This is a genomic window from Roseibium sp. (assembly GCF_965229775.1).
Taxonomy (GTDB): Bacteria; Pseudomonadota; Alphaproteobacteria; order Rhizobiales; family Stappiaceae; genus Roseibium.
Window position 1 is genome coordinate 4,266,853 of record NZ_OZ245929.1, and the last position, 26,784, is coordinate 4,293,636.

General features: G+C 60.7%; 25 protein-coding genes. 14 read left to right on the forward strand and 11 right to left on the reverse strand.

What is annotated here, in order from left to right:
* Positions 1-17 precede the first annotated feature (17 nt).
* From ACO07N_RS19250 to ACO07N_RS19285, 8 genes are all read left to right on the forward strand, one after another.
* Complete coding sequence (locus ACO07N_RS19250) at positions 18-878, forward strand: ATP-binding cassette domain-containing protein (protein WP_421982574.1); 861 nt, start codon at positions 18-20, stop codon at positions 876-878.
* Positions 868-1,686, forward strand: a complete 819-nt coding sequence (locus ACO07N_RS19255) for a metal ABC transporter permease (RefSeq protein ID WP_421982575.1) — start codon at positions 868-870, stop codon at positions 1,684-1,686. Before ACO07N_RS19250 ends, ACO07N_RS19255 begins: the two co-directional genes overlap by 11 nt.
* Positions 1,687-1,723: 37 nt before the next feature.
* Positions 1,724-2,134, forward strand: a complete 411-nt coding sequence (locus ACO07N_RS19260) for a Fur family transcriptional regulator (protein ID WP_421982576.1) — start codon at positions 1,724-1,726, stop codon at positions 2,132-2,134.
* A gap of 158 nt (positions 2,135-2,292) precedes the next feature.
* Entirely contained in the window at positions 2,293-2,874 is a 582-nt protein-coding gene (locus ACO07N_RS19265; protein ID WP_421982577.1) for an NnrU family protein, read from the forward strand.
* Between the two features lie 194 nt (positions 2,875-3,068).
* Entirely contained in the window at positions 3,069-3,749 is a 681-nt protein-coding gene (locus ACO07N_RS19270; protein ID WP_421982578.1) for a tetratricopeptide repeat protein, read from the forward strand.
* Positions 3,746-5,098 (forward strand): PQQ-binding-like beta-propeller repeat protein, encoded by a 1,353-nt coding sequence (locus ACO07N_RS19275; RefSeq protein WP_421982579.1) that lies wholly within the window; start codon positions 3,746-3,748, stop codon positions 5,096-5,098. The genes ACO07N_RS19270 and ACO07N_RS19275 overlap by 4 nt, the downstream gene beginning before the upstream one ends.
* A 156-nt stretch (positions 5,099-5,254) precedes the next feature.
* Complete coding sequence (der, locus tag ACO07N_RS19280) at positions 5,255-6,682, forward strand: ribosome biogenesis GTPase Der (protein ID WP_421982580.1); 1,428 nt, start codon at positions 5,255-5,257, stop codon at positions 6,680-6,682.
* Positions 6,683-6,762: 80 nt separating this feature from the next.
* The gene (locus ACO07N_RS19285; protein ID WP_421982581.1) at positions 6,763-7,563 is read left to right on the forward strand and encodes an inositol monophosphatase family protein; all 801 of its coding nucleotides are present in this window, start codon (positions 6,763-6,765) and stop codon (positions 7,561-7,563) included.
* A gap of 286 nt (positions 7,564-7,849) precedes the next feature.
* On the opposite strand, the gene ACO07N_RS19290 is transcribed toward ACO07N_RS19285, so the two are convergent.
* The 11 genes from ACO07N_RS19290 to rpsF form a co-directional block, all read right to left on the reverse strand.
* Complete coding sequence (locus tag ACO07N_RS19290; RefSeq protein ID WP_421982582.1) at positions 7,850-8,221, reverse strand: VOC family protein; 372 nt, start codon at positions 8,219-8,221, stop codon at positions 7,850-7,852.
* A 122-nt stretch (positions 8,222-8,343) separates the two neighbouring features.
* Positions 8,344-9,069, reverse strand: a complete 726-nt coding sequence (locus ACO07N_RS19295) for an SDR family NAD(P)-dependent oxidoreductase (RefSeq protein WP_421982583.1) — start codon at positions 9,067-9,069, stop codon at positions 8,344-8,346.
* A gap of 11 nt (positions 9,070-9,080) precedes the next feature.
* Positions 9,081-10,547, reverse strand: coding sequence for an amidophosphoribosyltransferase (purF, locus tag ACO07N_RS19300; RefSeq protein WP_421982584.1), 1,467 nt, complete (start codon positions 10,545-10,547; stop codon positions 9,081-9,083).
* A 144-nt stretch (positions 10,548-10,691) separates the two neighbouring features.
* A complete protein-coding gene (locus ACO07N_RS19305; RefSeq protein WP_421982585.1) occupies positions 10,692-11,303 on the reverse strand; it encodes a CvpA family protein in 612 nt (203 codons plus the stop codon).
* A gap of 73 nt (positions 11,304-11,376) precedes the next feature.
* Positions 11,377-12,771 carry a DNA repair protein RadA gene (gene radA / locus ACO07N_RS19310; protein ID WP_421982586.1) on the reverse strand — a complete coding sequence of 465 codons (1,395 nt, stop codon included), beginning with the start codon at positions 12,769-12,771 and terminating at the stop codon, positions 11,377-11,379.
* An 11-nt stretch (positions 12,772-12,782) separates the two neighbouring features.
* Entirely contained in the window at positions 12,783-13,925 is a 1,143-nt protein-coding gene (alr, locus tag ACO07N_RS19315; RefSeq protein ID WP_421982587.1) for an alanine racemase, read from the reverse strand.
* Positions 13,926-14,070: 145 nt separating this feature from the next.
* Positions 14,071-14,346 (reverse strand): PilZ domain-containing protein, encoded by a 276-nt coding sequence (locus ACO07N_RS19320; protein WP_421982588.1) that lies wholly within the window; start codon positions 14,344-14,346, stop codon positions 14,071-14,073.
* 200 nt (positions 14,347-14,546) lie between these two features.
* Positions 14,547-16,031, reverse strand: coding sequence for a replicative DNA helicase (locus ACO07N_RS19325; RefSeq protein ID WP_421982589.1), 1,485 nt, complete (start codon positions 16,029-16,031; stop codon positions 14,547-14,549).
* Between the two features lie 370 nt (positions 16,032-16,401).
* Entirely contained in the window at positions 16,402-17,019 is a 618-nt protein-coding gene (gene rplI / locus ACO07N_RS19330) for a 50S ribosomal protein L9 (RefSeq protein ID WP_421982590.1), read from the reverse strand.
* A 108-nt stretch (positions 17,020-17,127) separates the two neighbouring features.
* Complete coding sequence (gene rpsR, locus ACO07N_RS19335) at positions 17,128-17,376, reverse strand: 30S ribosomal protein S18 (protein ID WP_029066450.1); 249 nt, start codon at positions 17,374-17,376, stop codon at positions 17,128-17,130.
* Positions 17,377-17,382: 6 nt separating this feature from the next.
* Positions 17,383-17,820, reverse strand: coding sequence for a 30S ribosomal protein S6 (gene rpsF / locus ACO07N_RS19340; protein WP_421982591.1), 438 nt, complete (start codon positions 17,818-17,820; stop codon positions 17,383-17,385).
* A 451-nt stretch (positions 17,821-18,271) separates the two neighbouring features.
* On the opposite strand from rpsF, the gene ACO07N_RS19345 reads away from it, so the two are divergent.
* The 6 genes from ACO07N_RS19345 to mltG all read left to right on the forward strand — a co-directional run bounded on the left by ACO07N_RS19345 (position 18,272) and on the right by mltG (position 26,735).
* Positions 18,272-21,637 (forward strand): P-loop NTPase fold protein, encoded by a 3,366-nt coding sequence (locus ACO07N_RS19345; protein WP_421982592.1) that lies wholly within the window; start codon positions 18,272-18,274, stop codon positions 21,635-21,637.
* Between the two features lie 269 nt (positions 21,638-21,906).
* Positions 21,907-22,851 carry an ACP S-malonyltransferase gene (gene fabD / locus ACO07N_RS19350; protein WP_421982593.1) on the forward strand — a complete coding sequence of 315 codons (945 nt, stop codon included), beginning with the start codon at positions 21,907-21,909 and terminating at the stop codon, positions 22,849-22,851.
* A 66-nt stretch (positions 22,852-22,917) separates the two neighbouring features.
* Complete coding sequence (gene fabG / locus ACO07N_RS19355) at positions 22,918-23,655, forward strand: 3-oxoacyl-[acyl-carrier-protein] reductase (protein WP_421982594.1); 738 nt, start codon at positions 22,918-22,920, stop codon at positions 23,653-23,655.
* 244 nt (positions 23,656-23,899) lie between these two features.
* Entirely contained in the window at positions 23,900-24,133 is a 234-nt protein-coding gene (locus ACO07N_RS19360) for an acyl carrier protein (protein ID WP_006931822.1), read from the forward strand.
* A gap of 82 nt (positions 24,134-24,215) precedes the next feature.
* Positions 24,216-25,481 carry a beta-ketoacyl-ACP synthase II gene (fabF, locus tag ACO07N_RS19365; protein WP_421982595.1) on the forward strand — a complete coding sequence of 422 codons (1,266 nt, stop codon included), beginning with the start codon at positions 24,216-24,218 and terminating at the stop codon, positions 25,479-25,481.
* Positions 25,482-25,604: 123 nt separating this feature from the next.
* Entirely contained in the window at positions 25,605-26,735 is a 1,131-nt protein-coding gene (gene mltG, locus ACO07N_RS19370; RefSeq protein ID WP_421982596.1) for an endolytic transglycosylase MltG, read from the forward strand.
* The last annotated feature ends 49 nt before the right edge of the window (positions 26,736-26,784 follow it).

The window sequence follows — 26,784 nt, forward strand, 5'->3', positions numbered from 1 at the left end:
CGGTACAGGCTTGAGAAATGGTATTTGAAAACGACAAGTTGGTGGAACTCGACAGGGCAGGGGTGCGCAAGGATGGAAGCTGGCTCGTAAGGGGCGTCGACCTGTCGGTTTCTCCGGGTGAAATCGTGACCCTGATCGGCCCGAACGGATCTGGCAAGTCGACGACCGCGAAAATGACGCTCGGCATATTGAAGCCCTCGGAGGGATCAAGCCGGCGCAAGAAGGGCCTGAAGGTCGGCTATGTGCCGCAGAAACTTGCGATCGACTGGACACTGCCTCTGACCGTTCGGCGCTTCATGCGCCTGACCAATGCCCTGACCGATGACGCGTGTTTCCAGGCTCTCGAGCAGACCGGTGCGAACCATTTGCTGAGCGCCGAGATGCGCACCCTGTCAGGCGGCGAGCTGCAGCGTGTCATGCTGGCCAGGGCGATTGCCCGAAAACCGGATCTTCTTGTGCTGGACGAACCTGTCCAGGGTGTCGATTATGCCGGTGAGATCGCCATTTACGCCCTCATTTCACAGATCAGGGATGCGCTCGGATGCGGCATGTTGATGATTTCGCACGATCTTCACGTGGTCATGGCGGCGGCCGACCAGGTGATCTGCCTGAACGGGCATGTGTGCTGCCGGGGCACGCCGTCGGACGTAAGCAAGGACAACAATTATCAGGCCCTGTTCGGAATGAGGGCCAGCGCCGAACTCGCGGTCTATGAGCACAAGCATGATCACGTCCATCTGCCCGACGGATCGGTCAGGCATGCGGACGGAAGCGTATGCGAAGACTGTTCCGGCGAACATCATGACCATGATCACGGGCAGGCCGACGTCTCCGGGAAGACGCGTGAAACGCCGGGCGGAACCACGCATGCTGGATGACTTTTTCACGCGAGCGCTCGTCGCCGGTGTGGGCGTTGCACTTGTGGCCGGCCCTCTTGGCTGTTTCGTCATCTGGCGGCGCATGGCCTATTTCGGGGATACCCTGTCTCACGCGGCATTGCTTGGCGTCGCGCTCTCGCTGCTGTTTGACCTGAACACGACACTGGCCGTCGGCGGCACATCGGTCGCACTCGCCTTGATCCTTCTTTCCCTGCGCCGAAGCGAGATACTCTCGTCGGACGCATTGCTCGGGCTGTTGTCGCATTCCGCGCTCGCGCTCGGCCTTGTCTGTCTGGCGTTCATGACATGGGTGCGCGTCGATCTCCTCGGCCTCCTTTTCGGAGACATCCTCGCAGTGACCCGCGTCGACATTGCCATGATATTTGGTGGTGGTGCTTTTGTTCTGGTCGCTCTGGTTGTAGTGTGGCGACGGCTGTTCGCGGCGACGGTCAACCCGGATCTTGCCGGAGGAGAAGGCCTGGAGCCCGAAAAGATGGAGCTGGTATTCATGCTGCTGACGGCGGTTGTGATCGCGATATCGCTCAAGATTGTCGGTGCATTGCTGATCACCGCGCTCTTGATCATCCCGGCCGCCGCTGCACGCAGAATGTCCGCCTCTCCGGAGCAGATGGCCTGTCTTGCCGCGGTGCTCGGAGCGGTCTCCGTTGTCGGCGGGCTCTATGGCTCCCTGACCTATGACACGCCGTCCGGACCGTCCATCGTCGTCGCGGCGTTGTTGCTGTTCGTCGTCAGCCTTGTCCCGGCGGGGGGACTTGTGAGAAAAATAAAAACAGGTCCAGACCGATGATATCGCGTTCCGGCCCAAAGCAATCAGGAGACCGTCCGTGTCCGCTCATGCGCATCCCGAATTGACGAAAAACCAGTCGCTGGTGTTCGGTTCCCTGTCCGAAGCGGGCGGACCGCTGACAGCCTATGCGATCCTGGATCTGCTTCGTGAAAGCGGGTTCCGCGCCCCGCTTCAGGTCTACAGGGCGCTCGACAAGCTGGTCGAATACGGCATGGTTCATCGGCTTGAAAGCCTGAATGCGTTTGTTGCCTGTGCACACACCGGGTGTTCAGCCCACGGGACCGCGGCCTTTGCCATTTGCGAACAGTGCGGCGACGTCCGCGAGTTCACCCCCGACGAAGCGATCAGGGCGCTGCAGGATTGGACAGGGACACAGAATTTCAAGCTTGCCCGCATGACGATCGAACTGCGCGGAACTTGTGGCAAGTGCCTTGAGGCGGCCGTCTGAACCGGGACAAGTCCCTTTCTGCATGCTCGAAATATGAAATTTGCGATCGAACGCCCGGCCATGTTGCAGGCCGGGCGTTCGCCTCTTATGGTCCGCGAACGCGGGAAACTGACCAGCCCTTTTTTTGAAGGTTGGCGGGCAAACTGAGGGAGAACGGTATGGCTCTTCTGCTGGCCGGTTTGGTTTTGTTCTTGGGAATTCATGCCGTGCCCATGTTGCCGGCCTTGCGCGGCAACCTGACCGGGAAACTGGGTGAAAACGGCTACAAGGGCCTTTTCAGTCTCGTGTCTTTCGCCGGGTTGGCGCTGACGATCTACGGCTACGGAGACGCCCGCTTCGACGGGGCACCCGTGCTCTACGACCCGCCGCTGTGGCTCCGCCACGTCACCATGCTGCTCATGGTCCCGGTGTTCATTTTCCTCGTCGCGGCCTACGTGCCCTGCAAGATCAAGAAAGTCCTCAAGCACCCCATGCTGGTCGCGGTGAAGCTCTGGGCGCTGTCCCACCTCCTGGCGAACGGGGACCTGGCGTCGGTCTTGCTGTTCGGAGGATTTTTCCTGTGGGCGGTGCTCGATCGCATTTCGGTAAAGCGGCGCGGACCGCTTGCGAGCCAGGGGCCTGTTACCGTGGGAGAGCCGGGCCGCTATTCCGACGTCTGGGTGATTCTCATCGGACTGGTGTTGTACGGCCTTTTTGTCTGGAAGCTGCATGTACTCCTGATCGGTGTCCCTGTCGGATAGGCTTGCGGGACAAAAATCCCTCGGGATTTTGTCAATTCGGGATGAATTGCCCCACTTGCGCCATGAAGGGGGGCTTAAAGCCCCAGCAGGGAATTGCCCAAGACGGATCAAATGGATAATGTGCGCCACTCGAAACAGGGTGGTAGCTCAGCACGTGAACGGGCCGCTGAGATCAATGCAGGAAATAGACACGCATGTCTGATATTTTTCGTGAAGTCGATGAGGACATCCGCCAGGAGAAATACCGCCGGCTTTGGAACAAGTTCGGTATGTGGATTATCGGCGTCGCGGTGCTGATTGTGGTCGGTACGGCCGGATACCGTTTTTGGCTGGGATATGAAGAAACGCAGTCGCAAAACGCCGGGGACAAGTTCTTCGATGCTGTCGCGCTGTCCGAACAGCAGCAGTACCAGGAAGCCGCTGAAATCTATAGTGAACTGGAAAACACCGTCGGCGGTTATCCTGCGCTTGCGAAATTTCGCAGAGCTACGGATCTGGCCAATTCCGGACAGTCTCAGGAAGCGCTCGATGCATTTGACGCCCTTTCACGTGACAACACGCTCATGGAGGCGATGCGGAACGTGGCCGCGCTGCGGGCAGGTTACGTGGCCGTGGACACGGAAGACTACACCGCCGTGGCTGATCGGGTCGAAGGCCTGACCGGAGACACCGGTCCGTTTCGGGCAGCCGCGCGCGAACTGCTTGCCTTGAGCGCCTGGAAAAACGGCGACTTTGAAACCGCCAGCCGCTGGATTTCCGCGCTCGAAGACGATCCGGAAACGCCGGTTGACGTGAGCCGCAGGGCGTCGCTTCTGGGCGAGGTGATCCGCGCAAATGACGGCGGTGCAACGGCCGGCGAAGGAAGCAACCAGTGATCTTTGCAGCAGTCGCAGCCCGTAGAAACACCCTGCTGGGTCTCTTCGCACTTTCCCTGGCGCTGACCGGATGCGGTTCGGTGAGCGAATTTGGCGATTCCATCAATCCGTTTTCCCGCGAGAAAATCCTGCCGGGTGAGCGTCAGCCCGTTTTTGACGGTGCCGACCCCGCCGCCCGGGCACTTGGCCAGACCGCGAAGGTCGGTCCGGCCACAGGTGGCCAGACCTGGACGACCAGCGGCGGCGGGCTGACCAACGATCCGGGGAACGTCGCCGTCTCGGTGTCCGGCAGCCAGTCCTGGCGCTCCAACGTCGGAACCTCCGGGCGCGGGCTGACCTCCGCTGCCCTCAGATTGTCCGCGCGTCCCGTGAGCGACGGCAGCAAGATCTACATCTACAAACCCAACGGCGAAGTTGTTGCGCTATCGACCGGTGGCGGGCGCGTGTGGACCCAGAACCTGCGGCCCGAAGGTGAGCGCGATGTGGGCCCCGGCGGCGGTGTGACCGTCGCGGACGGGGTGGTCTATGCCGCGACAAGTTATCGTCAGCTGATCGCGCTTGACGCCGGCTCCGGACAGGTTCTGTGGACGGCGGATCTGGACACGCCTGCGCGCGGAGCCCCGGTCGCCGGTGCCGGTCATGTCTTCGTCGTGTCGCAGTCGAATGAAGTTTATGCCCTGTCGCAGTCCGACGGAGCGGTTGCGTGGACCTATGCCGGCATTGAGGAAACCGCCGGCCTGCTGTCGGTTGCCAATCCGGCCATATCCGGAAATCGCGTGATTGTTCCGTTCTCCTCGGGCGAGATCATGGCCATCGACATCAAGTCGGGCGAAGCGGAATGGATCGACAGTGTCTCCCGTGGTTTCAGGACCCTGGCCCTGTCCGGTCTCGCCGACGTCTCTGCGAGTCCGGTCGTTGCCGACAACATGGTCTATGCGACCGGCGTTGCGGGCAGAACGGTCGCGGTTGAGGCACGGACCGGTCTGCGGCGCTGGGAACAGGATCTCGGCAGCGTACACACGCCTGTCGTGTCGGGCAGCGCCATGTTCATGGTCGACCTTGACGACCGGATGGTGGCGCTTGACCTGAAAAACGGCGAAACGCTTTGGGCGACCTCGCTGCCACGCCCGGAAAAGAAGAAGCGGAGACGCAACTGGGCAGGCCCGATCCTGGCGAACGGTGCCCTGGTCGCGTTTTCCAGTGACGGCCAGATCGCGATCGTGGACGCGACCACGGGGAACATAATGACGTCGCAGCGCACGAATGCCGATGTCTATGTAACACCGATCGTCGCCGGCGGCCGGATCATTGTCCTGAGCGGCAACGACGGGGTCACCGCGTTTAACTAGGCCGGCGTCGGACCCGTCGGCCTGGGGCGATGGGGTGTGACGTTCAGAAATTCAAAGAGAAAGAGCGAGTTGTCCGCGATCAGGCGGGCAAATCGCGTTTTTGCGCGGCTTCTGGGTTGGGACCTGCATGAAGCCCGCATGTCAGGAGAAACTGCCGTGGGCGCAACTGTCGCCATTGTCGGACGGCCGAATGTCGGCAAGTCCACCTTGTTCAATCGTCTGGTCGGCAAACGGCTGGCGCTGGTCGACGACACGCCGGGCGTGACCCGGGACCGTCGTCCCGGCGACGCGCGTCTTGGCGATCTCCGCTTCACGATCATTGATACGGCCGGTCTCGAGGAAGCCGACAGGAGCAGCCTTGAAGGGCGCATGCGCCGCCAGACGGAAGAGGCGATAAACACGGCCGACGCCGTTCTGTTCCTCATTGATGCACGCGCAGGGGTGACGCCGCTGGATGCGCATTTCGCGGATGTCGCACGGAAAACCACGCGCCCGGTGATCCTTTTGGCCAACAAGGCAGAGGGCCGTGCAGGCGAGAGCGGGCTTTACGAATCCTATTCCCTGGGCCTTGGCGAACCGATTGCGATTTCGGCGGAACACGGCGAGGGTCTCGCCGATCTCTATGATGCCCTCAAGCCGCATGTCGACCGCGTGAGCGAAGAGGAAGAGGCGCGCCGCGAGGAAGCCGTCACCAATGTCGACGTGAACGAAGACGGTGAACTGATAGACGACGAAGACCCGGTCGGCACCTTGGAGCGTCCCCTCAGGGTGGCCATCGTCGGACGGCCGAATGCGGGCAAGTCGACCCTGATCAACAAGATGGTCGGCGAAGACCGGATGCTGACGGGACCGGAAGCGGGCATCACGCGGGACAGCATTTCCGTCGACTGGACCTGGCGCGACCGGCACATCAAGCTGTTCGATACCGCCGGTATCCGCAGGAAGGCGCGCGTTCAAGAGAAGCTGGAAAAGCTCTCGGTCGCCGACGCGCTTCGAGCGATCAAGTTCGCAGAAGTGGTCGTGGTCACGCTCGATGCCACGATGTCGTTCGAAAAGCAGGACCTGCAGATCATCGACCTGGTCGCGCGCGAGGGGCGCGCGCTGGTGATTGCGATCAACAAATGGGACCTGATCGAGGACCGGGAAGCTGCCTGGAAAAAGATCCGCGATGCCAACGAGCGCTATTTCAACCAGATTAGAGGCGTTCAGATCGTCACCCTGTCCGGGATCCAGGGACAGGGCATCGAACGTCTGGTGGAAACCGTCTTCACAGCCTACGAGGCCTGGAACGCGCACGTGTCCACCGCCAAGCTGAACCGCTGGCTCGACCGGGTCACGGCCACGCATCCGCCGCCGGCAGTGTCAGGCCGGCGTATACGCCTGCGCTACATGACCCAGCCGAAGACACGGCCGCCGCACTTCGTTGTTTTCTGTTCGCGCCCCGAACAGCTTCCCGAAAGCTATACCCGCTATCTGGTCAATTCCTTGCGGGAGGCGTTCGACATCAAGGGGACACCTGTCCGACTTGCCTACCGCAAGGGTGACAACCCCTACGCGCCCAAGAAGAAACGAAAGATACAGTAGCCGCAGCCCTGCCGGGTGGGTGGCTGCAATGCTTGTGTTTTCCCTGTTTTGCCTGAAAGACATAGTGAAGGAGCTTTTTGATGATTTCCGAACGACTTGCTTTTGCCGAAAGCCTTGCGATCAAGGCAGGTAAACTCGGTCTGGAATATTTTCGAAAGCTGGACACGCTGACGATTACCCAGAAGGGACACCAGGACCTGGTTTCCGAAGCCGACCGAAACGTCGAGACTCTCATCCGGAAGGAACTTGCGGCCGCCTATCCCGATGACGGAATTCTCGGCGAAGAACACGGCATGGAAGAGGGCGCATCCGGTTACACCTGGGTCACCGATCCGATTGACGGAACCGCGAATTTCGTCACCGGCATTCCGCAATGGTGTGTCATCATCGCGTGCGTTCACCAAGGGCAGGTGATCGTCGGCGTCATCCACGATCCGGTCGCCGGCGAAACCTTCACCGCGGGAGCCGGGCAGGGCGCGTTTCTGAACGGCAAGGCCATCAGCGTGTCGAGCAGCGACAGCCTGGCGGTCGGTTCGGTCGGTGTCGGCTTCAACGGCCGCACAGCCATCACCGATGCCGTCAATGTCGTCGGCGCGCTTGTTTCCAAGGGAGGCGTGTTCTTCCGCAATGCTTCGGGCGGTCTGATGCTGGCCTATACCGCGTCCGGACGCCTGATCGGTTATGTCGAGTCCCACATGAATGCCTGGGATTGCCTTGCCGGCATGCTGCTGATCAGGGAAGCCGGCGGCATGGTCATGGATCAGGACGTCAATCACGCGCTGTATCACGGTGCGCGCATCGTCGTCGGCTCACCGGGCGTCTATGGCGATCTGAAGGAAATTGCCGACAGTTCCTTCGCACCGCTTGAGGCAGCGGAGTAGCTGGCCCTCGGGTTCGTACCCTAGGGTACGGACCCATAAATGAAGCCGATTTGGCGGCAGAAACGGCAAAACCGCGCAAGGAAGCGTGCGCAGAGCGGGCTTTATGCCCGGTCAAGCGCGGTGACGCTGCGAGGTGAAGCCATTTTGCCGTCCTTTGGATTTGGCCGTTTTGACCATCTACATCGTCGTGAAAGGCTAGAAAATGAACCAAATTTCCTGCGCTTTCGCTCCTCGCAGCTGGTCAAAACGATCCAAACCAAATTGACTTCATTTATGAGTCCGTACCCTAGACGTGCTGGTCGACCAGGACCGGATTGCCATCCGGGTCGACCAGCACGAAACTGGCCGGACCGGTTGTCGTTTCGTCCGCTTCCGCCTGAAACACATAGCCCTTGGCCTTGAGGTCTTTCTGCAGCTCCCGGATGTCCTGAAAGTCGTCGAGTTTCCCGGCGCTCTGGTCCCAGCCGGGATTGAATGTCAGCATGTTCTTTTCGAACATGCCCTGAAACAGGCCGATGACGGTGTCACCGTTTTTCAGGATGACCCAGCCGTCCGATCCCGAGCCTCCCATGTCCGAAAACCCGAGTCCCTCGTAAAAGGCCTTCGATTTCTGAAAATCCTTGACCGTGAGACTGATTGAAAACGCACCTAGCTGCATGTGACGGCCTCCATTACCGTTGATTGAACCAACGGCATGGTTTCAAAGGCCGGGAAAGGTTGCAAGCGCTGCGGTGCTATCCTACCCGGGCGAAGGCAGCGCAGGTGAGGAACGCGTGCAGCTCAGCTGGACCACTCGCCGCTGACGCGGTCGAACACGGCGCCGGTGCGGTAGACGCCTGGGGTGACGAGTTCCACAAGTTCTTTAGCTACTTCGGCCGGTGTCGGCAGGTTTTCCGGAGTTTCGCCCGGCATCGCCTTGGCGCGAAGGCCCGTGCGCGTCGGTCCGGGATCGGCCAGGTTGATCTTCATGTTGGTCTGCAGGCTTTCATTCGCCCAGGTCTTTGCCATCGCTTCGACAGCGGACTTGCTGATCGACTGAAGCCCCCAGAACGCGGTCCGGGTCTGCGATTGAACCGCGGTCAGAAAGAGCGCGCGTCCGGCGTCTGACTGGCGCAGGAGCGGATCGAGTGATCTGATCAGGCGCCAGTTGGCCGTCACGTTCACCGCCATCACCTTTTCGAAATCCTTCGGGCTGATGTGCCCGAGCGGGGACAGGACACCGAGCATGCCCGCATTGCCGACCAGAATGTCCAGCTTCTTCCAGCGCTCGAAGATGGCCAGACCCAACCGGTCGAGTGCATCGAAATCCGTGAGGTCCACCGGCACGAGCGTCGTCTGCCCACCGGCCGCCTTGATCTCGTCGTCGAGGTCTTCCAGGCCGCCGACGGTGCGGGCGAGGGCGATGACATGCGCACCGCGTGCTGCGAGCAGCTTTGCGAGCTGATAACCAATGCCGCGGGACGCACCAGTCACCAGCGCGACCCGGCTTTCAAGATCATTCGTCATGTTCTGGTCTCTTAGCCGACTTCCACGAGACGCGGCGCGCTGACAAAGTCGTTGTCTTCCGACAGATCTGTCAGGGGCGTCGGGTAGTCGCCGGTAAAACAGTGGTCTGTGAACTGCGGGTTCGCGTCATCGCGCCCGTCATAGCCCATCGACTTGTAAATGCCATCGACGGAAAGAAACGCCAGGCTGTCGGCTCCGATATAGGCCTGCATTTCCTCCAGGCTGTATTTCGCGGCCAGCAGCTTCTCGCGAACCGGCGTGTCGATGCCGTAATAGTCCGAATAGCGGATCGGCGGGCTGGCAAGCCGGAAATGAACTTCCCTTGCACCGGCTTCGCGGATCATCTGGACGATCTTCACGGACGTCGTGCCGCGCACGAGGCTGTCGTCGACGAGGACAACGCGCTTGCCTTCGATCTGTGCCCGGTTTGCGGAGTGTTTCATCTTGACGCCAAGCGCCCGGATCTGCTGTGTCGGTTCGATGAAGGTCCGGCCGACATAGTGATTGCGGATGATCCCGAGTTCGAACGGAACACCGCTTTCCTGGCTGAAACCGATCGCCGCCGGGACGCCGCTGTCGGGAACGGGAACGATCACGTCGGCCTCGACGCTGGTCTCGCGCGCAAGCTGTTTGCCCATCTCGCGGCGCACGTCATAGACACTGCGTCCGCCGACGATCGAATCCGGCCGCGAGAAATAGATGTATTCGAAAATGCAGGGCCGCGCCGTCTGCTTGCCGAACGGAAAGTAGGACTGGATGCCGGTCGAGGTGCAGACGATTACCTCTCCGTTTTCCACTTCACGGATGAACTTCGCACCGATGATGTCGAGAGCGCAGGTCTCCGAGGCCAGGATGGGAGCGCCATTCAGGTCCCCGAGTACAAGGGGGCGGATGCCAAGAGGGTCACGTGCGCCGATCAGCTTCTTGGAGGTCAGCGCCACAAGCGAATAGGCGCCTTCCATCTGCATGATCGCTTCCATGAACCGCTCGACGATTTTCGCCTTGCGGGAGCGGGCAACCAGCTGAAGGACCACTTCGGAATCCGACGTCGACTGGCAGATGGCGCCGTCCCGGATGAGCTGTTGTCTGAGGGTGAGCGCGTTGGTGAAGTTGCCGTTGTGGCAGACCGCGATGCCGCCGCCGTCGAGTTCCGCGAACAGCGGCTGGACGTTGCGCAGGATCGTTTCACCCGTCGTGGAGTAACGCACGTGCCCGATCGCGGCACGGCCAGTTAGCCTTCCGATCGTTTCGGCATCCGAAAAGTGATCTCCGACCAGTCCCAGGTGACGTTCTGCCCGGAACTGCTCATTGTCGAAGGTAACGATGCCCGCCGCTTCCTGGCCGCGATGCTGGAGCGCATGCAGTCCGAGAGCCGTCAGGGCGCTGGCATCCTCATGTCCCAGAATTCCGAACACGCCACACTCTTCTCGAAGTGTGTCACCGTCCAAAAGATCATGCACTTCGGTTCCGCCAGCCATGGCGAACACTCCTTATGTTGACCGGTCATGAACCGGCCCGGGAAGTTGATTGCTCCGCTATAAGCACGAAAGCAGCATTGTCGTCCAGCACGCGGCAAGGCGGAGGCAGGACAGTTTACAGTTCGATGTGCGCCCCTTCGGGCGTCAGTTGTTATCGCTCGTCAGTTGCTCCAGCCCCTGACGTTCCGCGTCGCTGTATTCCGGCTCTTCCGAAGGTGCGCTGGCATCGCTGCCGCCCAGATCAGCATCGCGGATTCTCTCGAGAAGCGCCTTTTCCGGGTCTTCCGGCAGAACGGCGACAAGCCTTTCACCTACGGACTTCAAGATTGGACGCGACTTTGCATCCTTAACCCATTCCGGTTGTTGGTCATTAGGCACGAACCAGTCAAAAAACATCATCGCAACGACGACCAGAAGCAGGCCGCGCACGGCTCCGAACACGAAACCGAGGGTCCGGTCGAGAGCGCCGATCCGGCTGTCCAGGACGAAGTCGGAGATCCGCATCGTGATGTAGCTGACAATCACCAGCGTCACCAGGAATACGGCCGCTGCCGAAGCTCCGGCGGCAACCAGATCGTGAGATATGTATTGTTTTGCATATGGCAAGACCCGCTCGTAGAGCAGAAATGCCGCAGCTGCCGCTGCAACCCAGGAAACGATTGACAGAACTTCCCGGACAAAACCGCGGATCATCGCCAGAACCGCCGAAATGAACATGATGGCCAAGAGCAGTCCGTCCAGAATGGTTATCGGCATGTTCCTGAAAAGTCCCTTTGTCTGGCGCTCAAATGAGCTTCAATCTCAATCCCGATCCGCCCGGCATATTGCGTCAAGTGCCCCCCGACGCACCAGCCTCAGCGGACAGTTTGGCGACAAAGTCCCCAAGTTCCGCAAGGCCCGAAGCCTTGAATGGCGACCCGGCACCGTCCTTCAGGTTTCCTTCCGGACACATCGCCTGGTCGAAGCCGAGTTTTTCCGCTTCCTTGAGCCTGGACTGGGCCTGGGCCACCGGCCGGATGGCTCCCGATAAGCTGACCTCGCCGAAATAGACGCAATTGGCCGGAAGGGCAAGCCCGCTGAGCGATGATATCAGGGCCGCAGCGACGGCAAGATCGGCCCCGGGTTCGTTGATTTTAAGGCCGCCTGCCACGTTCAGGTAGACATCGTGTTGTGAAAAGCGGACGCCGCACCGGGCTTCGAGCACGGCCAGGATCATGGAGAGCCGTGCATTGTCCCACCCGATGACGGCACGGCGCGGTGTGCCGAGCGACGACTGGGCCACGAGGGCCTGGATTTCGATGAGCAGCGGACGCGAGCCTTCCAGCCCGGCGAAGACTGCCGCCCCGGGGGCCGAAGTGGTCCGGTCGCCAAGGAAGAGCGCCGACGGATTGGCGACTTCCACGAGACCTTTTCCCGTCATTTCGAAGACGCCGATTTCGTCAGTGGCCCCGAAACGGTTCTTGACCGACCGCAGGATGCGGTACTGGTGCGCCCCGTCGCCTTCGAAATAGAGCACGGCGTCGACCATGTGTTCGACAACCCTGGGGCCGGCGATCTGACCATCCTTGGTGACGTGGCCCACCAGCACCAGGGTCGTGCCGTTCTTCTTGGCGTAGCGCACCATGGCCTGCGCCGATGCGCGCACCTGCGTCACGGTTCCGGGCGGCGATTCCACCTGGTCGGTCCACAGGGTCTGAACGGAATCGAGGATCAGCATTGCCGGCGGCTTGTCTGCCTCGAGCGTTGCGAGAATGTCTTCAACGCTGGTTTCGGCCGCCAGGGCAACAGGCGCATCGGAGAGGCCGAGGCGCTCGGCACGCAGCCGCACCTGTCCTATGGCCTCTTCGCCGGAAATATACACCGTCTTGTGGCCGAGATGGGCAAGCTGTGCCGCCGCCTGCACCAGCAGCGTCGATTTTCCGATCCCCGGGTCGCCGCCGACCAGCAGCGCGGAACCGCGGACAAAGCCTCCGCCTGTCACCCTGTCCAGTTCAGCGACATTCGTCTGTATCCGGGGCGCTTCCTTCGTGTCCCCCGACAGACCGACGAGCGGAACGACGCGGCCCTTGCTGCGCGCGGCGCGCGCCGGGCCGCCGCCGATGCCGCCGCCCGACTGTTCCTCGACGATCGTGTTCCATTCACCGCAGGATTCGCAGCGGCCGACCCATTTCGCGGTCACCGCGCCGCATGACTGGCAGACAAAGGATGTGGACCGCCGAGCCATTCAATCTCCAATCAGGTGAGGGGGGCGTAGACGCGTTCGAAGCGCCGCCCGAGACTTGTCAGGTATTCGTAGTCGATTGTGTCCGCATAAGCCGCAAGGTCCGCCGCTGCAACATTGGGGCCCATCATTTCCACATATGCGCCGCGTTCGACGAGGTGTTCGGGTACGTCGGTGACATCCAGCGTGATCATGTCCATGGAGATCCGGCCGAGGATGGGTGCCTTGTGGCCCGCGATCATGGCGAAGCCGCCGGGCCGTTCGTCCGTCGAACCGGCCCGGCGCAGCATGCCGTCAGCATAGCCGGCAGCCACCACGGCGTTCCTGAGAGGGCGTTTGGCCGTATGCAGCGCGCCGTAGCCGATCGTGTCGCCTTCCGGCACGTCGCGCACGATCATGATGCGTGCCTCGACCTTGGCGACGGGTGTCATCGGGTTGGGTTCATCCTCGATCGCCTGACCACCGTAAAGCGAGATACCTGGCCGTACGACATTGAAATGATAGTCTCCTCCCATAAGGACACCCGCGGAATTTGCCAGCGACCTTGGAAGATGCGCGTGGGGCGCCGTCACGTCGCGAAAGAGATCCAGCTGGCGCCTGTTCATCTCATGCGCCGGTGTCGACCCGCAGGCCAGGTGGCTCATCAGAAGCGATGGCACGAACGGACCCATGACGCCTGGATCACCGAGCGATCGGGTAAATTCCTCCGGAGAAAGACCGAGACGGTGAATTCCGGTGTCCACGTGTACGGCGGCATCGAACGACCTGCCGGATGCCTTGCACAGGCCGGTCCATTCTTCCACTTCGGCCAGAGACCCGAGCACCGGCCGTATGTCGTGCTCAAGGTAGGCACCGCTTGTGCCGGGCAGGAGACCGTTCAGGGCGTAGATGATGGCATCCGGCAAAACCTGCCGCAACGCAACCGCCTCGGCCGGCACCGCGACGAAGAAGGTCCGGCACCCGGCTGCGAAAAGCGCCTGGCCGACCTCTCTCTGGCCGGTCCCGTAGGCGTCGGCCTTGATGGCCGCCGCGCATTCGCTGTTTCCGTTCAGCCTGTCGTTGAGAAAGCGCCAATTCTGCGAAACTGCGTCAACGTCGATTGTAAGCCTGCCGCCATAGAGATCGGACGGAAATCGGTTTTCTGGGGGTGCTGACACTGTCTGGCGCTGCTCCGGCACATGCGACGGCTCAAGGATTCGTGCGCCAGTCTAGAGCATTTTCCGGGAGGAGTTCCAATTCAAATATTTGCGGCGCAGGTCATTTTTTCCGCACGTCCGAGGGCACCAGCTGCCGGAAATGAGATCAGTCCTGGTAGAGGAATTCGATGCCGGCTTCATCTGTCCGGATCCACCGGACTTCACCGTGAAAGCGCAGCTTCTTGCTTTCCACTTCGAGGACGATTTTCTGGTTGCTTTTCAGGCCTTTGGTCTTGGTCGCAATACGGCAACCGCCTGCGCTGATGTCTTCAACGACGCAGGGTTGATGGCTCTTCTCGAATTTCAGGATTCCAGGCCACTTGCAGCGCTTGCGCGGAAAGATCCTGGTCTCCTCCAGCAATTTTTGTGTCGGTGAAATCACAAGGGTCGTTTCCGGTACGAGACACAACAGACTTAATTTTATTGCCCTAAAGTAAGTATCGAGGCTTAAAGATGGTTTAAAATTGTCAATTCATACAATTCGAAATTGCGCTAAATCTGGTTGTGCATAGGAAAGTATATCTACCATTTGGTGCATTGTGTTCGAATTGTCAGAAAGTGTGCCGGCACACTGCTGCGGACCTACTCGTAGCGCTGCGGCAGATGATCGTCTTCCGCAAGATCCGAAAAGCGGGTGAATTCGCCCTGGAAGTGCAGATTGGCGGTGCCCGTCGGTCCGTGCCGCTGCTTGGCGATAATCACTTCGGCCTTGCCTTTCGCCGCATCATGCTTGGCCTCCCAGGCGGCATATTCGGGCGATCCGACTTCGGGTTCCGTCTTGGAGAGGTAATATTCCTCGCGGTAGACGAACAGAACGACGTCGGCATCCTGCTCGATGGAACCGGATTCGCGCAGGTCCGACATCATGGGGCGTTTGTCGTCGCGCGATTCGACCTGGCGGGAAAGCTGGGAGAGGGCAATGATCGGCACGTTCAACTCCTTGGCGAGAGCTTTCAGGCCGGTCGTGATTTCCGTGATCTCCTGGACCCTGTTGCCGGAGTTCTTTGCAGATCCGGACAGAAGCTGGATGTAGTCCACGACAAGCAGGTCCAGTCCGCGCTGCCGCTTGAGCCTGCGGGCCTTTGCCACGAGAGAGGCAATGGAGATGCCGCCGGTCTGGTCGACATGCAGTGGAACCGACTGCATGGTCTGCGCGCAGGCGGCAAGTTTCTCGAATTCAGCCTCCGTGATGTCGCCGCGGCGGATCTTGGAGGAGGAGATCTCTGCCTGTTCGGAAATGATACGGGTTGCCAGCTGTTCCGCCGACATTTCAAGCGAGAAGAACCCGACGACGCCGCCATTCACGGTCTTGATTGCGCCGTCCTTCTGCTCTTCCGCCTTGTAGGCCTGCGCGATGTTGTAGGCGATGTTGGTGGCAAGCGAGGTTTTGCCCATGGCTGGACGGCCGGCAAGAACGATCAGGTCCGAATGCTGCAGACCGCCCATCAGCCGGTCCAGCTCCCGGAGCCCGGTGGAAATGCCGGAAAGGGCACCTTCGCGGTTGTAGGCTGCATGCGCCATTTCGATCGTTTCCGTCAGCGCGTCGCCGAAGGCAACGAACCCGCCTTCGCTGCGCCCCGTTTCGGCAAGCTCGAACAGCCGGCGCTCCGCGTCGTCGATCTGTTGCCCCGGAGGAACGTCGATCGGCGCATCGAACGCGATGTTGACCATGTCTTCGCCGATCCGGATCAGGTTCCGGCGGATCGCGAGATCGTAGATCGTGCGTCCGTAGTCTTCGGCGTTGATGATGGAGGCGGCGTCACCTGCCAGGCGCAGCAGGAACTGGGTCGCGGACAGGTCTGCGATTTTCGCGTCTGCCGGATAGAAGGTTTTCAGCGTGATCGGAGACGCGGTCTTGCCGGCACGGATCAGATGGCCGATTTTCTCGTAGATGTCCTGATGGGACGGCACGAAAAGGTGGTGCGGTTCCAGAAAGTCGGAGACCCGGTAGAAGGTTTCATTGTTCACCAGGATGGCGCCCAGCAACTGCCGTTCAGCTTCTGCATTATGCGGCGCGAGACGTTGAACGTCTTCTTCCGTTTCGACCTTCTTAAGTGTGCCCTTCATACCGACCCCCGATGACCCAAGTTCATTCGGCATACCTTCACTTGCTGGCCGTCTCAAGGCTCAAAAACAGCTGTCATTGTTTCCCACCGGCTTGTGCAGATCAGCGGGGAAAGACTCAAATCCATCTTGACTCCGAACCTCTTTGAAGACTCAAGGCGATAGAGCTTAGTCATTGAAATCAATTATGTTTTCAAATGCGTTAATGATCAGTTAACGAATTCTGCTGTGCTTTCAAAGCCTTGCCTGAGGTTCCGGACCCGTTGCTTTAGGGAGGCAGTCAGGGCGTGCTGCAAGGATTGCCGGCAAAACAAAAAAACGGCGCTGCAAGCAGCGCCGTTCCTTAAATCTGCCGGAATGATTCTTCAGCCGGTCAGGCTGTTTCTTCTTCCTCGGCTGCAACGTCCTCGACAGCCTCGCCATCGGTCTCGTCTGCAGCTTCGCCGTCTTCGGCTTCGGCTTCTGCTTCTTCGTCCTCTTCGAATTCGAAGACGTCCTGCTCGGGCGTGGTGAGGTCTTCACCGGCAGCCTGGCGAACCGCTTCGTCTTCGGAGCGGGCGACGTTCACGCTGACAGTGACTTCGACTTCCGGGTGCAGGCGGATCAGGACGCTGTGCAGGCCGATCGTCTTGATCGGGGAGCGCAGTTCGACCTGGCTGCGGGCGACGGAGAAGCCGGCCTCGGTCAGGCCTTCGGCGATGTCGCGTGTTGAAACGGAACCGTAGAGCTGGCCCGTTTCACCGGCGGACCGGATCATGACCAGGGCTTCGCCGTCCAGCTTGGACGCGACGGCTTCGGCTTCGCTCTTGCGTTCCAGGTTGCGTGCTTCGAGTTGCGCGCGTTCACGCTCGAAACGCTCCAGGTTGGCCTTGTTGGCACGAAGCGCCTTGCCTTGCGGCAGCAGGTAGTTGCGGGCATAGCCGTCACGAACGCGGACGGTGTCACCCATCTGGCCGAGCTTGGCGATGCGCTCAAGAAGAATGATTTGCATTTTGTTTCTCCTACTGTCCCGCCCTTGGGCGGTTAGAGACCGTTTCTCCGCGGTCCCAATACGGATCTCCCGGGTCGCCCCGGGAGAACGGGTTTCGTTGCAGAAACCTTAGCTGATCACGAACGGCAGCAGGCCGAGAAGCCGGGCACGCTTGATGGCGCGGGCCAGTTCACGCTGCTTTTTCGCGGAAACCGCGGTGATGCGGCTCGGAACGATCTTGCCACGCTCGGAAATGTAGCGCTGCAGAAGACGGATGTCCTTGTAGTCGATCTTCGGTGCGTTGGAACCGGAGAACGGGCAGGTCTTCCTGCGGCGGAAGAAGGGACGGCGGCTCGGAAGCTGTGCAATATCAACCATTGTCTCTTACTCCTCGTCACCACGGCGCGGCGGACGGCCGCCACCGGAACGCTCGCCGCGATCGCCACGATCACCGCGGTCGCCACGATCACCACGGCCACCGCCACGGCGGTCGTCGCGGTCACGCTTCTGCATCATTGCGGACGGTTCTTCATCCAGTTCGTCGACCTTGAAGGTCATGAAGCGAAGGACATCTTCGCTGAGGCCCATCTGACGCTCCATCTCGGCAACAGCAGCGTGCGGCGCCGTGATGTTCATCAGGGTGTAGTGAGCCTTGCGGTTCTTCTTGATGCGGTATGCAAGGGTCCGCAGACCCCAGTTTTCGATCTTGCCGACAGAACCGCCAGCGCCTTCGATGAGGCCCTTGTACTGTTCGACGAGCGTCTCGACCTGCTGGGCCGAAACGTCCTGGCGCGCCAGGAATACGTGCTCATAAAGAGGCATGAAACAAGCCTTTCTTCGTGTTGACAACGCGGGATTGGCGCAAAGCCTCCTCGTAGACCCGGAAAGGCGCACGAGAAATCTTACGGGAGTGGGAACACGGGAAGTCGGATCTTTTGAAAAGCTCCTGGCAAGCGCCCTTCCGTTCAGCCCCCGGCCAAAGCCCGGATGAAGCGCGCTGTATACTCTGATTTCGGGAAATTGCAAGGGGCCGTTCGCGAAATCTCGCGGGGATCTGCCCGGTGGGTGAACCATACCGCAAGATGACTGTAATTTGCGGGCCGTCAACACCTTCCGCGCCGCGCATCTTTCCTGACGAAGCCCGGACGTTGTCTGAAAGAGTGGTCGCACATCATTCGCCCGGCAAACCCGCCTTGGACCCGACCACGTGAATACGCTTGGCAGGTTTACTGGACAGCACCTGCGCGCATAGAGTGTGAGTGGGGGATTGGCCATGACAAAACCAACCGAAGAATTTGACCGCGAAGAACTTGAGAGCTGGCTGAAAGAGCAACCTCTAGAGGTGGCGCTTGTTATCGCGGCCCGATCGGCGCTGCGCCTTGCACCCAGGTTGGATGGCTTGTTTCGGTTCGAAATGGAAGCTCCTGAGAGAGTACTCCTGCCATTGTTCCGCGCCATGGCATCGTCATGGGCTGCGGGCCGATATCCAGCCCGTAGCGATGAAATCCTATCACGCGGCGACGCCACCGCCGCCGCCGCCAACACCGCCACCGGCTCGGCCTTTGCGTCTACCGGCACCGCTGCCACCGACGACGCTGCCTACTACGCCTCCGCCGCAACCTATTACGCCGCCGCCACCGCCTACTACGCCGCCGACACCGCCACCGCCACCGACGCTGCCAACACCGCCTTCGCTGCCACCGACGCTGCAGATCCCACTGCGCTTGAAACGGATCGCCGTCAGATCATGTCCGGTCTCTCGCCAGCTGACCTCGCAGACCTACCGCTTTGGCCGGACAGCCAAATCCCGGACGACCTCTATAAGGACTGGGAAAACCTGAAATCCACGCTCCTGTCCCTCGGCCAGAACTGGGAGGTCTGGACCGACTGGTACGAAAGCCGTCTTTCTGGCCGTCCGGCCCAAAGCACGGCACTTGAGGTCGCCCGCGTGACCTTGCCCGAGGCGATGTGGCGCGAGGGGCCTGAGCTGGTCAATTCAACGCTTCGCGAGCTGACGGACCTCGCCGAAGAGGGCGGGGATGAGGCCGTGGACCGGCGCATGGAAGAACTGCGGCGGGAGTTTCCGGAAGAGCCAACAGAGGCGGATGAAACATCTGAAGAAGAAGCGGAACCATCGGAAAACGTTCCCGCAGCCCGAAATGTTTGGCTGTTGCAATACAACCCGGATCAGTGGTCGCCAACGGGAGCCTTTCAGAAAGGCGAAACGCTCTGGTGGAAAACCAGAAAGGCTTTGCCGCGTGATCTCGAACCGGGCGATGTGGTCATCTATTGGCGGACAAAAAAAACCGGTGGCGTCGTCGGGACGGGAACGGTGCTCTCGAACGAACTGAGCCCGAAGGATGAAGACGGCTGGAGCGGCTTTCAGACAGAGGTCCTCGAATTCGACGAATCTAGGCTTGTCCCGCGCACGGAAGCGATTGAAGCCGGCGGCATCGACCGCAGATATTGGCAGGGCGCCGTTTTGGACCTGCCGGAGGATCAGGCCGTCCGGCTGAACGACGATCTTGTGTCCAGGGGCTGGCAGCCGTTCCTGAATGACGCGCCTGCTGGTGTTCAGGACGCGTTTCTTGACATCGATGATGTGGCCCGGCAACGCATCACGGGTGAAATCAGCATGCGCCGCGACGATGCGGAGCGGGATCACGATGCGCTTGGACGCGCCCCGCTTGCCATGGCTCTGGCATGGGCGCTGCACGAGATCTGGTGCGATGTGCAGGGATTGGGAGACGGAGCGGTTCGGCGGTCGCAGGAAGACGCGCCGGGTTTCGTTGCACATGTCGATGCGCCCTGGGGAGGAGGCAAGACGAGTTTTGCCAACCTGATTGCCCGGACCCTCCATCCCGGTCTCGACGACAAGGTTCCGGAGTTCCTGCAAAAGAGGTATCCGGACCGCACCGACATGAGCGGGCTGTTTCTGGCGGCGGCACATGAAAAGGGTGGCCTCGTTGAAAACGAGCGGGCAAAATATGATCGCACGGCGCGCCGTCCCTGGATCATCGTTCCCTACAACGCCTGGCTCAACCAGCATGTCGATCCGCCCTGGTGGAGTTTTTACCAGACGATCCGCAAGGCCTGTTTCCGTGCCATCCGCGAGGAAGGCTGCCCCGAAGTCGTTCAGAAGGGCGACGGCAGCTACAGGAACAGGCAGGAAAGCTGGTTTGACCGGTTCGACCGTTGGCGCGGCTTGTGGGTCCGGGAACTCTGGTGGCGGCTGACAACGCCAAAAGTGGCCATCCAGCTTGTCATCGCAGGTGCGTCTTTTGTCGTCGGTTACCTGCTCTATCAGTTCGGCATAGTCGCGGCCGGTTCCGACAAGGCAGTTGTCGCGACCACTTCCGGCATCGGGGTGGTGCTGGCGCTGATCACGGGGTCCGGGTCCTTTGTCGTGGCGGCGGTCACCGTATTGGCCGATGCCCTTGCGCCGGGCCGCAATGCGCTCGGCGAGAAAGTGGCGCTCGGCTCGACGGACCCGCTCAGGCGTTTCCGGCGGCACTTCGCCAAAATGATGGAGGCCGTCGAACGCCCCGTTCTCGTGATTATCGATGACATCGACCGCTGCGAACCCAAAATCGTTGTCGAGATGACCCGTGGTCTGCAGACGATCCTCAAGAGCCCGCGGGTTGTCTATCTGCTTCTCGGCGACCGAAACTGGATCGAACAGGCCTTCGAGGTCTGCCACGAGGACATGAACAAGATCGATGTCGGCGCGGAGCATACATTCGGCGGACGCTTTGTCGAAAAGGCCATTCAGCTCTCCTTCATTCTGCCCAGCATATCCGGAAAGAAGGAGGATTATGTCCGCGAGGTTCTGACCGGCCGGAGGTCCGGATCTGCCGGTGCTGCGGCAGCGCAGCCGGCGGGAGATCAAATCGCTGCGGCGGAAGCAAACCGCACGTCCGGACTGAATGCACCAGCGGGCGGTTCCGTTGAAGACGGAGGCGAACCGGAGGCCCGGAGCGATGAGACGAATGGGGATTTTCCTGCAGAGGTGTCACCAGACCAGTTGCTCAGGGTCCGCCGCGAGATGTCCCAGGCCCGTACCGCGCAGGAGATCTCGGCGGTGGGGGCCGAGCAAAGCAGGACGGTTGGAGGAGACCGCGCCCTGAAGATAGCTGTGCGCGAGGAAGCGGTGCTGCGCCGTGCCGCGCAACGGGAGGAGGTCGAGGAAGCCATCCGCCACTGGCTTCAGCCATTGGCGCGATTTCTCCCGGGCAACCCGCGTCACATCAAGCGGATCATAAATGCCGTCTTCATGTATCAGAACAGCCTGCTGCTGACCGAAGAAGATTACGACGAAGCGGATTTCGGCGGAGAGCAATGGCGTCAGCTTGTTATCGGTGTCGTCTTGATGGTCGGCTATCCGAACTCATGGTCGATCCTGAGCCGGCACCCGGACTGGGTCGAACCGCTATCCGCCGGATCGGAGACCCCGCTGGAAAAGGGGTCACCGGACAAGGACACTCTGGAGGCGTACAAGAAGCTTCAGCGGAACACACACTTTGTGGAACTCCTGAGCAAGACCGAGCTTCGCAATTCGGATGGAGAGGTCCAGGAGACACGCATTACAGAAGAGACTGTCCGCTGGTTGAACGACCTGATCCCGCTGAACGCGCACTAGTCACCTGAATCTGAAGTTCGACTCCTGTTGCGGCGGGCTTCGAACGAACTTCAGATTCACCGCACTAGCGCGCGCTGTTTGGGCCCTTTGCGCCGTTCGTCCGGCGCAAACTTGGTCTTTGGGGCTTGACATGCCATGGGTCTCCGTTTCATAGGCTGCCGCCAACGTCGTGCGGCTGTGTGGAAAAGCTGCGTGAGACATTCTCTTCCTTGCCGCGGAACCAGAATAAAGAAAACATCTGCGCCGCAGCCGATATGGAGAAAATCCAGATGACCATAGCGTTCACATTTCCAGGCCAGGGCAGCCAGAGCGTCGGAATGGGCAAGGTGCTTGCCGATACCTTTCCCGAGGCAAAGGCCGTCTTTGACGAAGTGGACGACGCGCTCGGGCAGAAACTGTCCGACATCATGTGGAACGGCCCGGAAGAGACACTGACACTGACGGCGAACGCCCAGCCCGCGCTGATGGCCGTGAGCCTCGCCACGATGCGTGTGCTGGAGGCGAAAGGACTGGACCTGAAAGAAAGCGTCGCTTTCGTCGCCGGGCATTCCCTTGGAGAATACTCGGCGCTGGCTGCCGCTGGCAGCCTCGACATCGCAACGACCGCCCGCCTGCTCCGCGTGCGCGGGGATGCCATGCAGAACGCCGTTCCGGTCGGCATGGGCGCGATGGCGGCCCTGCTCGGTCTGGACTTCGACGTTGCCGCGGAAGTCGCCCAGGAGGCCGCGCAGGGCGAGGTCTGCCAGGCCGCCAACGACAACGCTCCGGGCCAGGTGGTGGTTTCCGGCCATCTTGCCGCCGTTGAGCGCGCGGTCGAGATTGCCAAGGCAAAGGGCGCCCGGCGCGCCGTGATGCTGCCGGTCAGCGCACCGTTTCACTGCTCCTTGATGTCGCCGGCCGCAGACGCCATGTCAGAAGCGCTTGCGAATGCCGAAGTCAGATCGCCGGCGGTGCCGCTGGTTGCCAACGTTCTGGCCGAGCCGATCTCCGAGCCTTCGGACATTCGCGCGCGGCTGGTCGAGCAGGTAACCGGTACGGTTCGCTGGCGCGAAAGCGTTCTCTGGCTTGCGGGTCAGGGTGTCGACACCTTTGTCGAGGTCGGCACCGGCAAGGTGCTTTCGGGCATGATCAGGCGCATTCACAAGGAATCGACGGGCATGGCCGTGAACACGCCGGAAGACATTGACGCCCTGGTTGAGAAACTCGGCGGATAGTTCGCATCGCTCGTGGCGCGATGCCGCCATGCGCAGGATCGAAGATTGATGAGGGAAGGACCCCATATGTTCAGCTTGGAAGGCAAGAACGCGCTCGTCACGGGCGCAACGGGTGGCATCGGCGAAGCGATTGCCCGCATGTTGCACGCACAAGGAGCATCCGTTTCCCTTTCGGGCACACGCGCTGAAAAGCTGGAAGCACTGGCATCCGAGCTGGGCGAGCGGGCATACGTGACACCGGCCAACCTGTCGGATCGTGCGGCCGTCGACGCCCTGTTGCCGGCAGCCGAAGAGAAAATGGGGTCGGTCGACATTCTCGTGAACAACGCCGGCATCACGCGCGACAACATCTTCATGCGCATGAAGGACGAGGAGTGGGACCAGGTTCTCGAAGTCAACCTGAGCTCCGGTTTCCGCATTTGCCGGGCCGCCATCAAGGGCATGATGAAACGCCGTTCCGGCCGCATCATCGGCATCACCTCCGTGGTTGGCGTGACCGGAAATCCCGGTCAGGTCAACTATGCCGCGGCAAAGGCGGGAATGATCGGCATGTACAAGTCGCTTGCGCGCGAAGTGGCGAGCCGGAACATAACGGTCAATGCCGTGGCGCCCGGTTTCATCGAAACGGCCATGACCGACGCGCTGAACGACAAGCAAAAAGAATCAATTCTGGCGAGCGTTCCGGCCGGTCGATTGGGCACCTCTGCCGAGATTGCTTCTGCCGTCCTTTATCTGGCGAGCGAAGAGGCCGCGTACGTGACGGGCCAGACACTTCACGTCAATGGCGGCATGGCCATGATTTAAAAGGGAATTTTGCCGAGCAGGCAAAAAGAAACCAGGCCGTTTCAAAGCGGTCCGGACTGGCTGGTAATGGTCAACAAAGTGTGTTACCAACCCGCCGATTGTTACGAATTGCGTTGTTGGGTCCGGTCTCCCGGCGCAGTGACGCTGAGACATCTTCAAGACCGCGAGTTGGTACTGTCTCCTTGTTCAATGGGCCGAGACAGTTTCGCGAGTGCTGAATAGACGAAAAATAAGGAAGTGAAAGATGAGCGATATCGCGGATCGGGTGAAGAAAATTGTTGTTGAACACCTCGGTGTTGACGCCGACAAGGTTGTGGAAGGCGCAAGCTTCATCGATGATCTTGGCGCTGACAGCCTCGACACCGTCGAGCTGGTCATGGCATTTGAAGAAGAGTTCGGTGTTGAAATTCCCGACACGGCTGCCGAGACCATCCTGACTGTCGGTGACGCGGTCAAGTTTCTGGAAGCAAACAAGTAAGGGGCAACCCTGCTTGAATTTGGGTTAAGATCGGGCCGGCGGGGAGTGCTCCGCCTGGCCCTTCCAACGTAAGTGCAGGTGTATGAGGCGAGTTGTCGTAACTGGGTTGGGCATGGTGACGCCGCTTGGCGGTAACGTCGATGCCACTTGGAAAGGGATCCTCGAAGGAAAGAGCGGGGCCAACAAGGTCACGAATTTCAAGGTCGACGATCTGGCTTGCCAGATTGCCGCCCAGATCCCCCGCGACCCTGGCGAGGAAGGGGCGTTCAATCCGGACGACTGGATGGACGTCAAAGAACAGCGCAAGGTCGACGACTTCATCGTCTACGCCATGGCTGCCGCCGATCAGGCGATGGCGGATTCCGGCTTCAAGGCCGAAACCTACGAACAGCAGGCGCGCTCCGGCGTGCTGATCGGTTCCGGTATCGGCGGCTTGCAGGGCATCGAGCAGGGCGCGCACCTGCTCGCCGAGAAAGGCCCGCGCCGCGTCAGTCCCTTTTTCATTCCCGGCCGCCTGATCAACCTTGCCGGCGGCTACGTCTCCATCAGGCACAGCCTGAAGGGGCCGAACCATGCCGTCGTGACCGCCTGTTCGACGGGCGCGCATGCGATCGGCGATGCATCGCGGCTGATCGCCTTCGGCGACGCGGACGTGATGGTTGCCGGCGGTGCGGAATCTCCGGTCTGCCGTCTGGCGATTGCCGGGTTTGCCGCCTGCAGGGCGCTGTCGACCGGGTTTAACGATACCCCCGAGAAGGGGTCCCGCCCGTATGACGTCGCCCGTGACGGGTTCGTCATGGGGGAAGGTGCCGGCGTTGTGGTTCTGGAAGAATACGAACATGCAGTGAAGCGGGGCGCCACGATCTATGCCGAGGTGATCGGCTACGGTCTTTCCGGCGACGCCTATCACATCACGGCGCCGTCTTCCGATGGCGACGGTGCCTACAGGTGCATGGAAGCCGCACTGAAGCGCGCCGGCATCACGCCTGCGGATATTGACTACGTCAATGCGCACGGAACCTCCACGCCTCTCGGCGATGAAATCGAGCTCGGCGCCGTAACCAGGCTGGCCGGCGAAAGCGCGTCGGGCCTGACGATGTCGTCGACGAAGTCGTCGATCGGGCACTTGCTCGGCGCTGCCGGGGCTGTCGAGGCCATCTTCTCGATCCTGGCGATCCGGGACGGCATGGCACCGCCGACGATCAATCTCGACAATCCGTCCGTGGAAACGGAGATCGATCTGGTGCCGCATGCGCCGAAGCAACTGGACATCAATGTGGCCTTGTCGAACTCATTCGGCTTTGGCGGGACGAACGCATCGCTTGTCTTCCGTAAAGTTGCCGCATAACCCCTTCAAGTTCTGTCCGGCCGGGACTGATTCTCACAGCCCGACTGGAGAAATGAATGTGATGACTGGTCCGCTTGAGCCCAATTCAGTGCAAAGGGCTCAATCTTGGAGGTGTGACCCAATATGCGCATAAAGCCGAAAAGCCCCCGCGAAGCGTTGCAGCCAGAACCTGCGCCGGCACCGCCCCAGCGTTCCAGGCATGTGCGCAATCCGCTGGTGATCCTGAGCAATCTCATCATCACGCTCGCGGTCTTCGGCCTTGCCGCCGTGGGTGGAGCGCTTTACTTCGGCAAAACGAAATTCGAGCAACCTGGTCCCCTGACCGAGGACGCAACCGTCGTGATCGCTTCGGGATCGGGTCTTTCCGGTATCACCAACAGGCTCGCCGGAAGCGGTGTCATCGGCGACAGCGTCTTTGACGAGTGGGTCTTCAATCTCGGGATCCGGTTCTACAAGAACGCAACGGACCTGAAGGCGGGCGAATACGCCTTCGCGCCCGGCGTGTCGATGCACGAGATCATGACCGACCTGGTAGAGGGCAACGCCGTGACGCATTCCGTCACGATCCCCGAAGGCTGGACGACCGCACAGATTTTGGAGCGCGTGCGCGGGCACCCGATCCTCGTCGGCGAGATAACGGAGGTCCCGGCGGAAGGGGACCTGCTGCCACAGACCTACACCTTCGCGCGTGGCACGACGCGGCAGGAGGTGCTCGGCCAGATGAAAGAGGCGCAAGAGCGGCTTCTTGCTGAAATCTGGGAGCGGCGCACGGACGATCTGCCGGTTGCCACGCCCGAGGAACTTGTGGTTCTCGCATCGATCGTGGAGAAGGAAACCGCGCTTGCCGATGAACGTCCCAGGGTTGCAGGTGTGTTCGTCAATCGTCTGAACAAGAACATGCGCCTGCAGTCCGATCCGACGATCCTGTACGGACTTTACGGCGGCGAGGCCTGGCTGCAAGACCGCTCGGCCATCAAGCAGTCCGAGATCAACGCCCAGAACCAGTACAATACCTACCAGATCGACGGGCTCCCGCCCGGTCCGATCGGCAATCCGGGCAGGGCGGCGATGGAAGCCGTGGCAAACCCGTCCCGGACCCAGGATCTGTTCTTTGTTGCCGACGGCACGGGTGGCCATGTGTTCGCCGAAACCTATGAGCAGCATCAGGAAAACGTTCGCAAGTGGCGGCAGATAGAACGGCAGCGCCGCCAGGCCGAGCAACAGCAGAACACGGAACCTGCGACGTCCAACTAGGCGGATCGGCACGCAGGATCCGAGACCGGCAGGGCAGAGAGTCCTGTCT

What these genes read in the sequence shown, in the direction of transcription:
- ACO07N_RS19250 (WP_421982574.1), top strand. Translation starts at nt 18, where the DNA reads ATGGTATTTGAAAACGACAAGTTGGTGGAACTCGACAGGGCAGGGGTG.
- ACO07N_RS19255 (WP_421982575.1), top strand. Translation starts at nt 868, where the DNA reads ATGCTGGATGACTTTTTCACGCGAGCGCTCGTCGCCGGTGTGGGCGTT.
- ACO07N_RS19265 (WP_421982577.1), top strand. Translation starts at nt 2,293, where the DNA reads ATGGCTCTTCTGCTGGCCGGTTTGGTTTTGTTCTTGGGAATTCATGCC.
- ACO07N_RS19270 (WP_421982578.1), top strand. Translation starts at nt 3,069, where the DNA reads ATGTCTGATATTTTTCGTGAAGTCGATGAGGACATCCGCCAGGAGAAA.
- ACO07N_RS19285 (WP_421982581.1), top strand. Translation starts at nt 6,763, where the DNA reads ATGATTTCCGAACGACTTGCTTTTGCCGAAAGCCTTGCGATCAAGGCA.
- ACO07N_RS19290 (WP_421982582.1), bottom strand. Translation starts at nt 8,221, where the DNA reads ATGCAGCTAGGTGCGTTTTCAATCAGTCTCACGGTCAAGGATTTTCAG.
- ACO07N_RS19295 (WP_421982583.1), bottom strand. Translation starts at nt 9,069, where the DNA reads ATGACGAATGATCTTGAAAGCCGGGTCGCGCTGGTGACTGGTGCGTCC.
- purF (WP_421982584.1), bottom strand. Translation starts at nt 10,547, where the DNA reads ATGGCTGGCGGAACCGAAGTGCATGATCTTTTGGACGGTGACACACTT.
- ACO07N_RS19305 (WP_421982585.1), bottom strand. Translation starts at nt 11,303, where the DNA reads ATGCCGATAACCATTCTGGACGGACTGCTCTTGGCCATCATGTTCATT.
- radA (WP_421982586.1), bottom strand. Translation starts at nt 12,771, where the DNA reads ATGGCTCGGCGGTCCACATCCTTTGTCTGCCAGTCATGCGGCGCGGTG.
- ACO07N_RS19325 (WP_421982589.1), bottom strand. Translation starts at nt 16,031, where the DNA reads ATGAAGGGCACACTTAAGAAGGTCGAAACGGAAGAAGACGTTCAACGT.
- rplI (WP_421982590.1), bottom strand. Translation starts at nt 17,019, where the DNA reads ATGCAAATCATTCTTCTTGAGCGCATCGCCAAGCTCGGCCAGATGGGT.
- rpsR (WP_029066450.1), bottom strand. Translation starts at nt 17,376, where the DNA reads ATGGTTGATATTGCACAGCTTCCGAGCCGCCGTCCCTTCTTCCGCCGC.
- rpsF (WP_421982591.1), bottom strand. Translation starts at nt 17,820, where the DNA reads ATGCCTCTTTATGAGCACGTATTCCTGGCGCGCCAGGACGTTTCGGCC.
- ACO07N_RS19345 (WP_421982592.1), top strand. Translation starts at nt 18,272, where the DNA reads ATGACAAAACCAACCGAAGAATTTGACCGCGAAGAACTTGAGAGCTGG.
- fabD (WP_421982593.1), top strand. Translation starts at nt 21,907, where the DNA reads ATGACCATAGCGTTCACATTTCCAGGCCAGGGCAGCCAGAGCGTCGGA.
- fabG (WP_421982594.1), top strand. Translation starts at nt 22,918, where the DNA reads ATGTTCAGCTTGGAAGGCAAGAACGCGCTCGTCACGGGCGCAACGGGT.
- ACO07N_RS19360 (WP_006931822.1), top strand. Translation starts at nt 23,900, where the DNA reads ATGAGCGATATCGCGGATCGGGTGAAGAAAATTGTTGTTGAACACCTC.
- fabF (WP_421982595.1), top strand. Translation starts at nt 24,216, where the DNA reads ATGAGGCGAGTTGTCGTAACTGGGTTGGGCATGGTGACGCCGCTTGGC.
- mltG (WP_421982596.1), top strand. Translation starts at nt 25,605, where the DNA reads ATGCGCATAAAGCCGAAAAGCCCCCGCGAAGCGTTGCAGCCAGAACCT.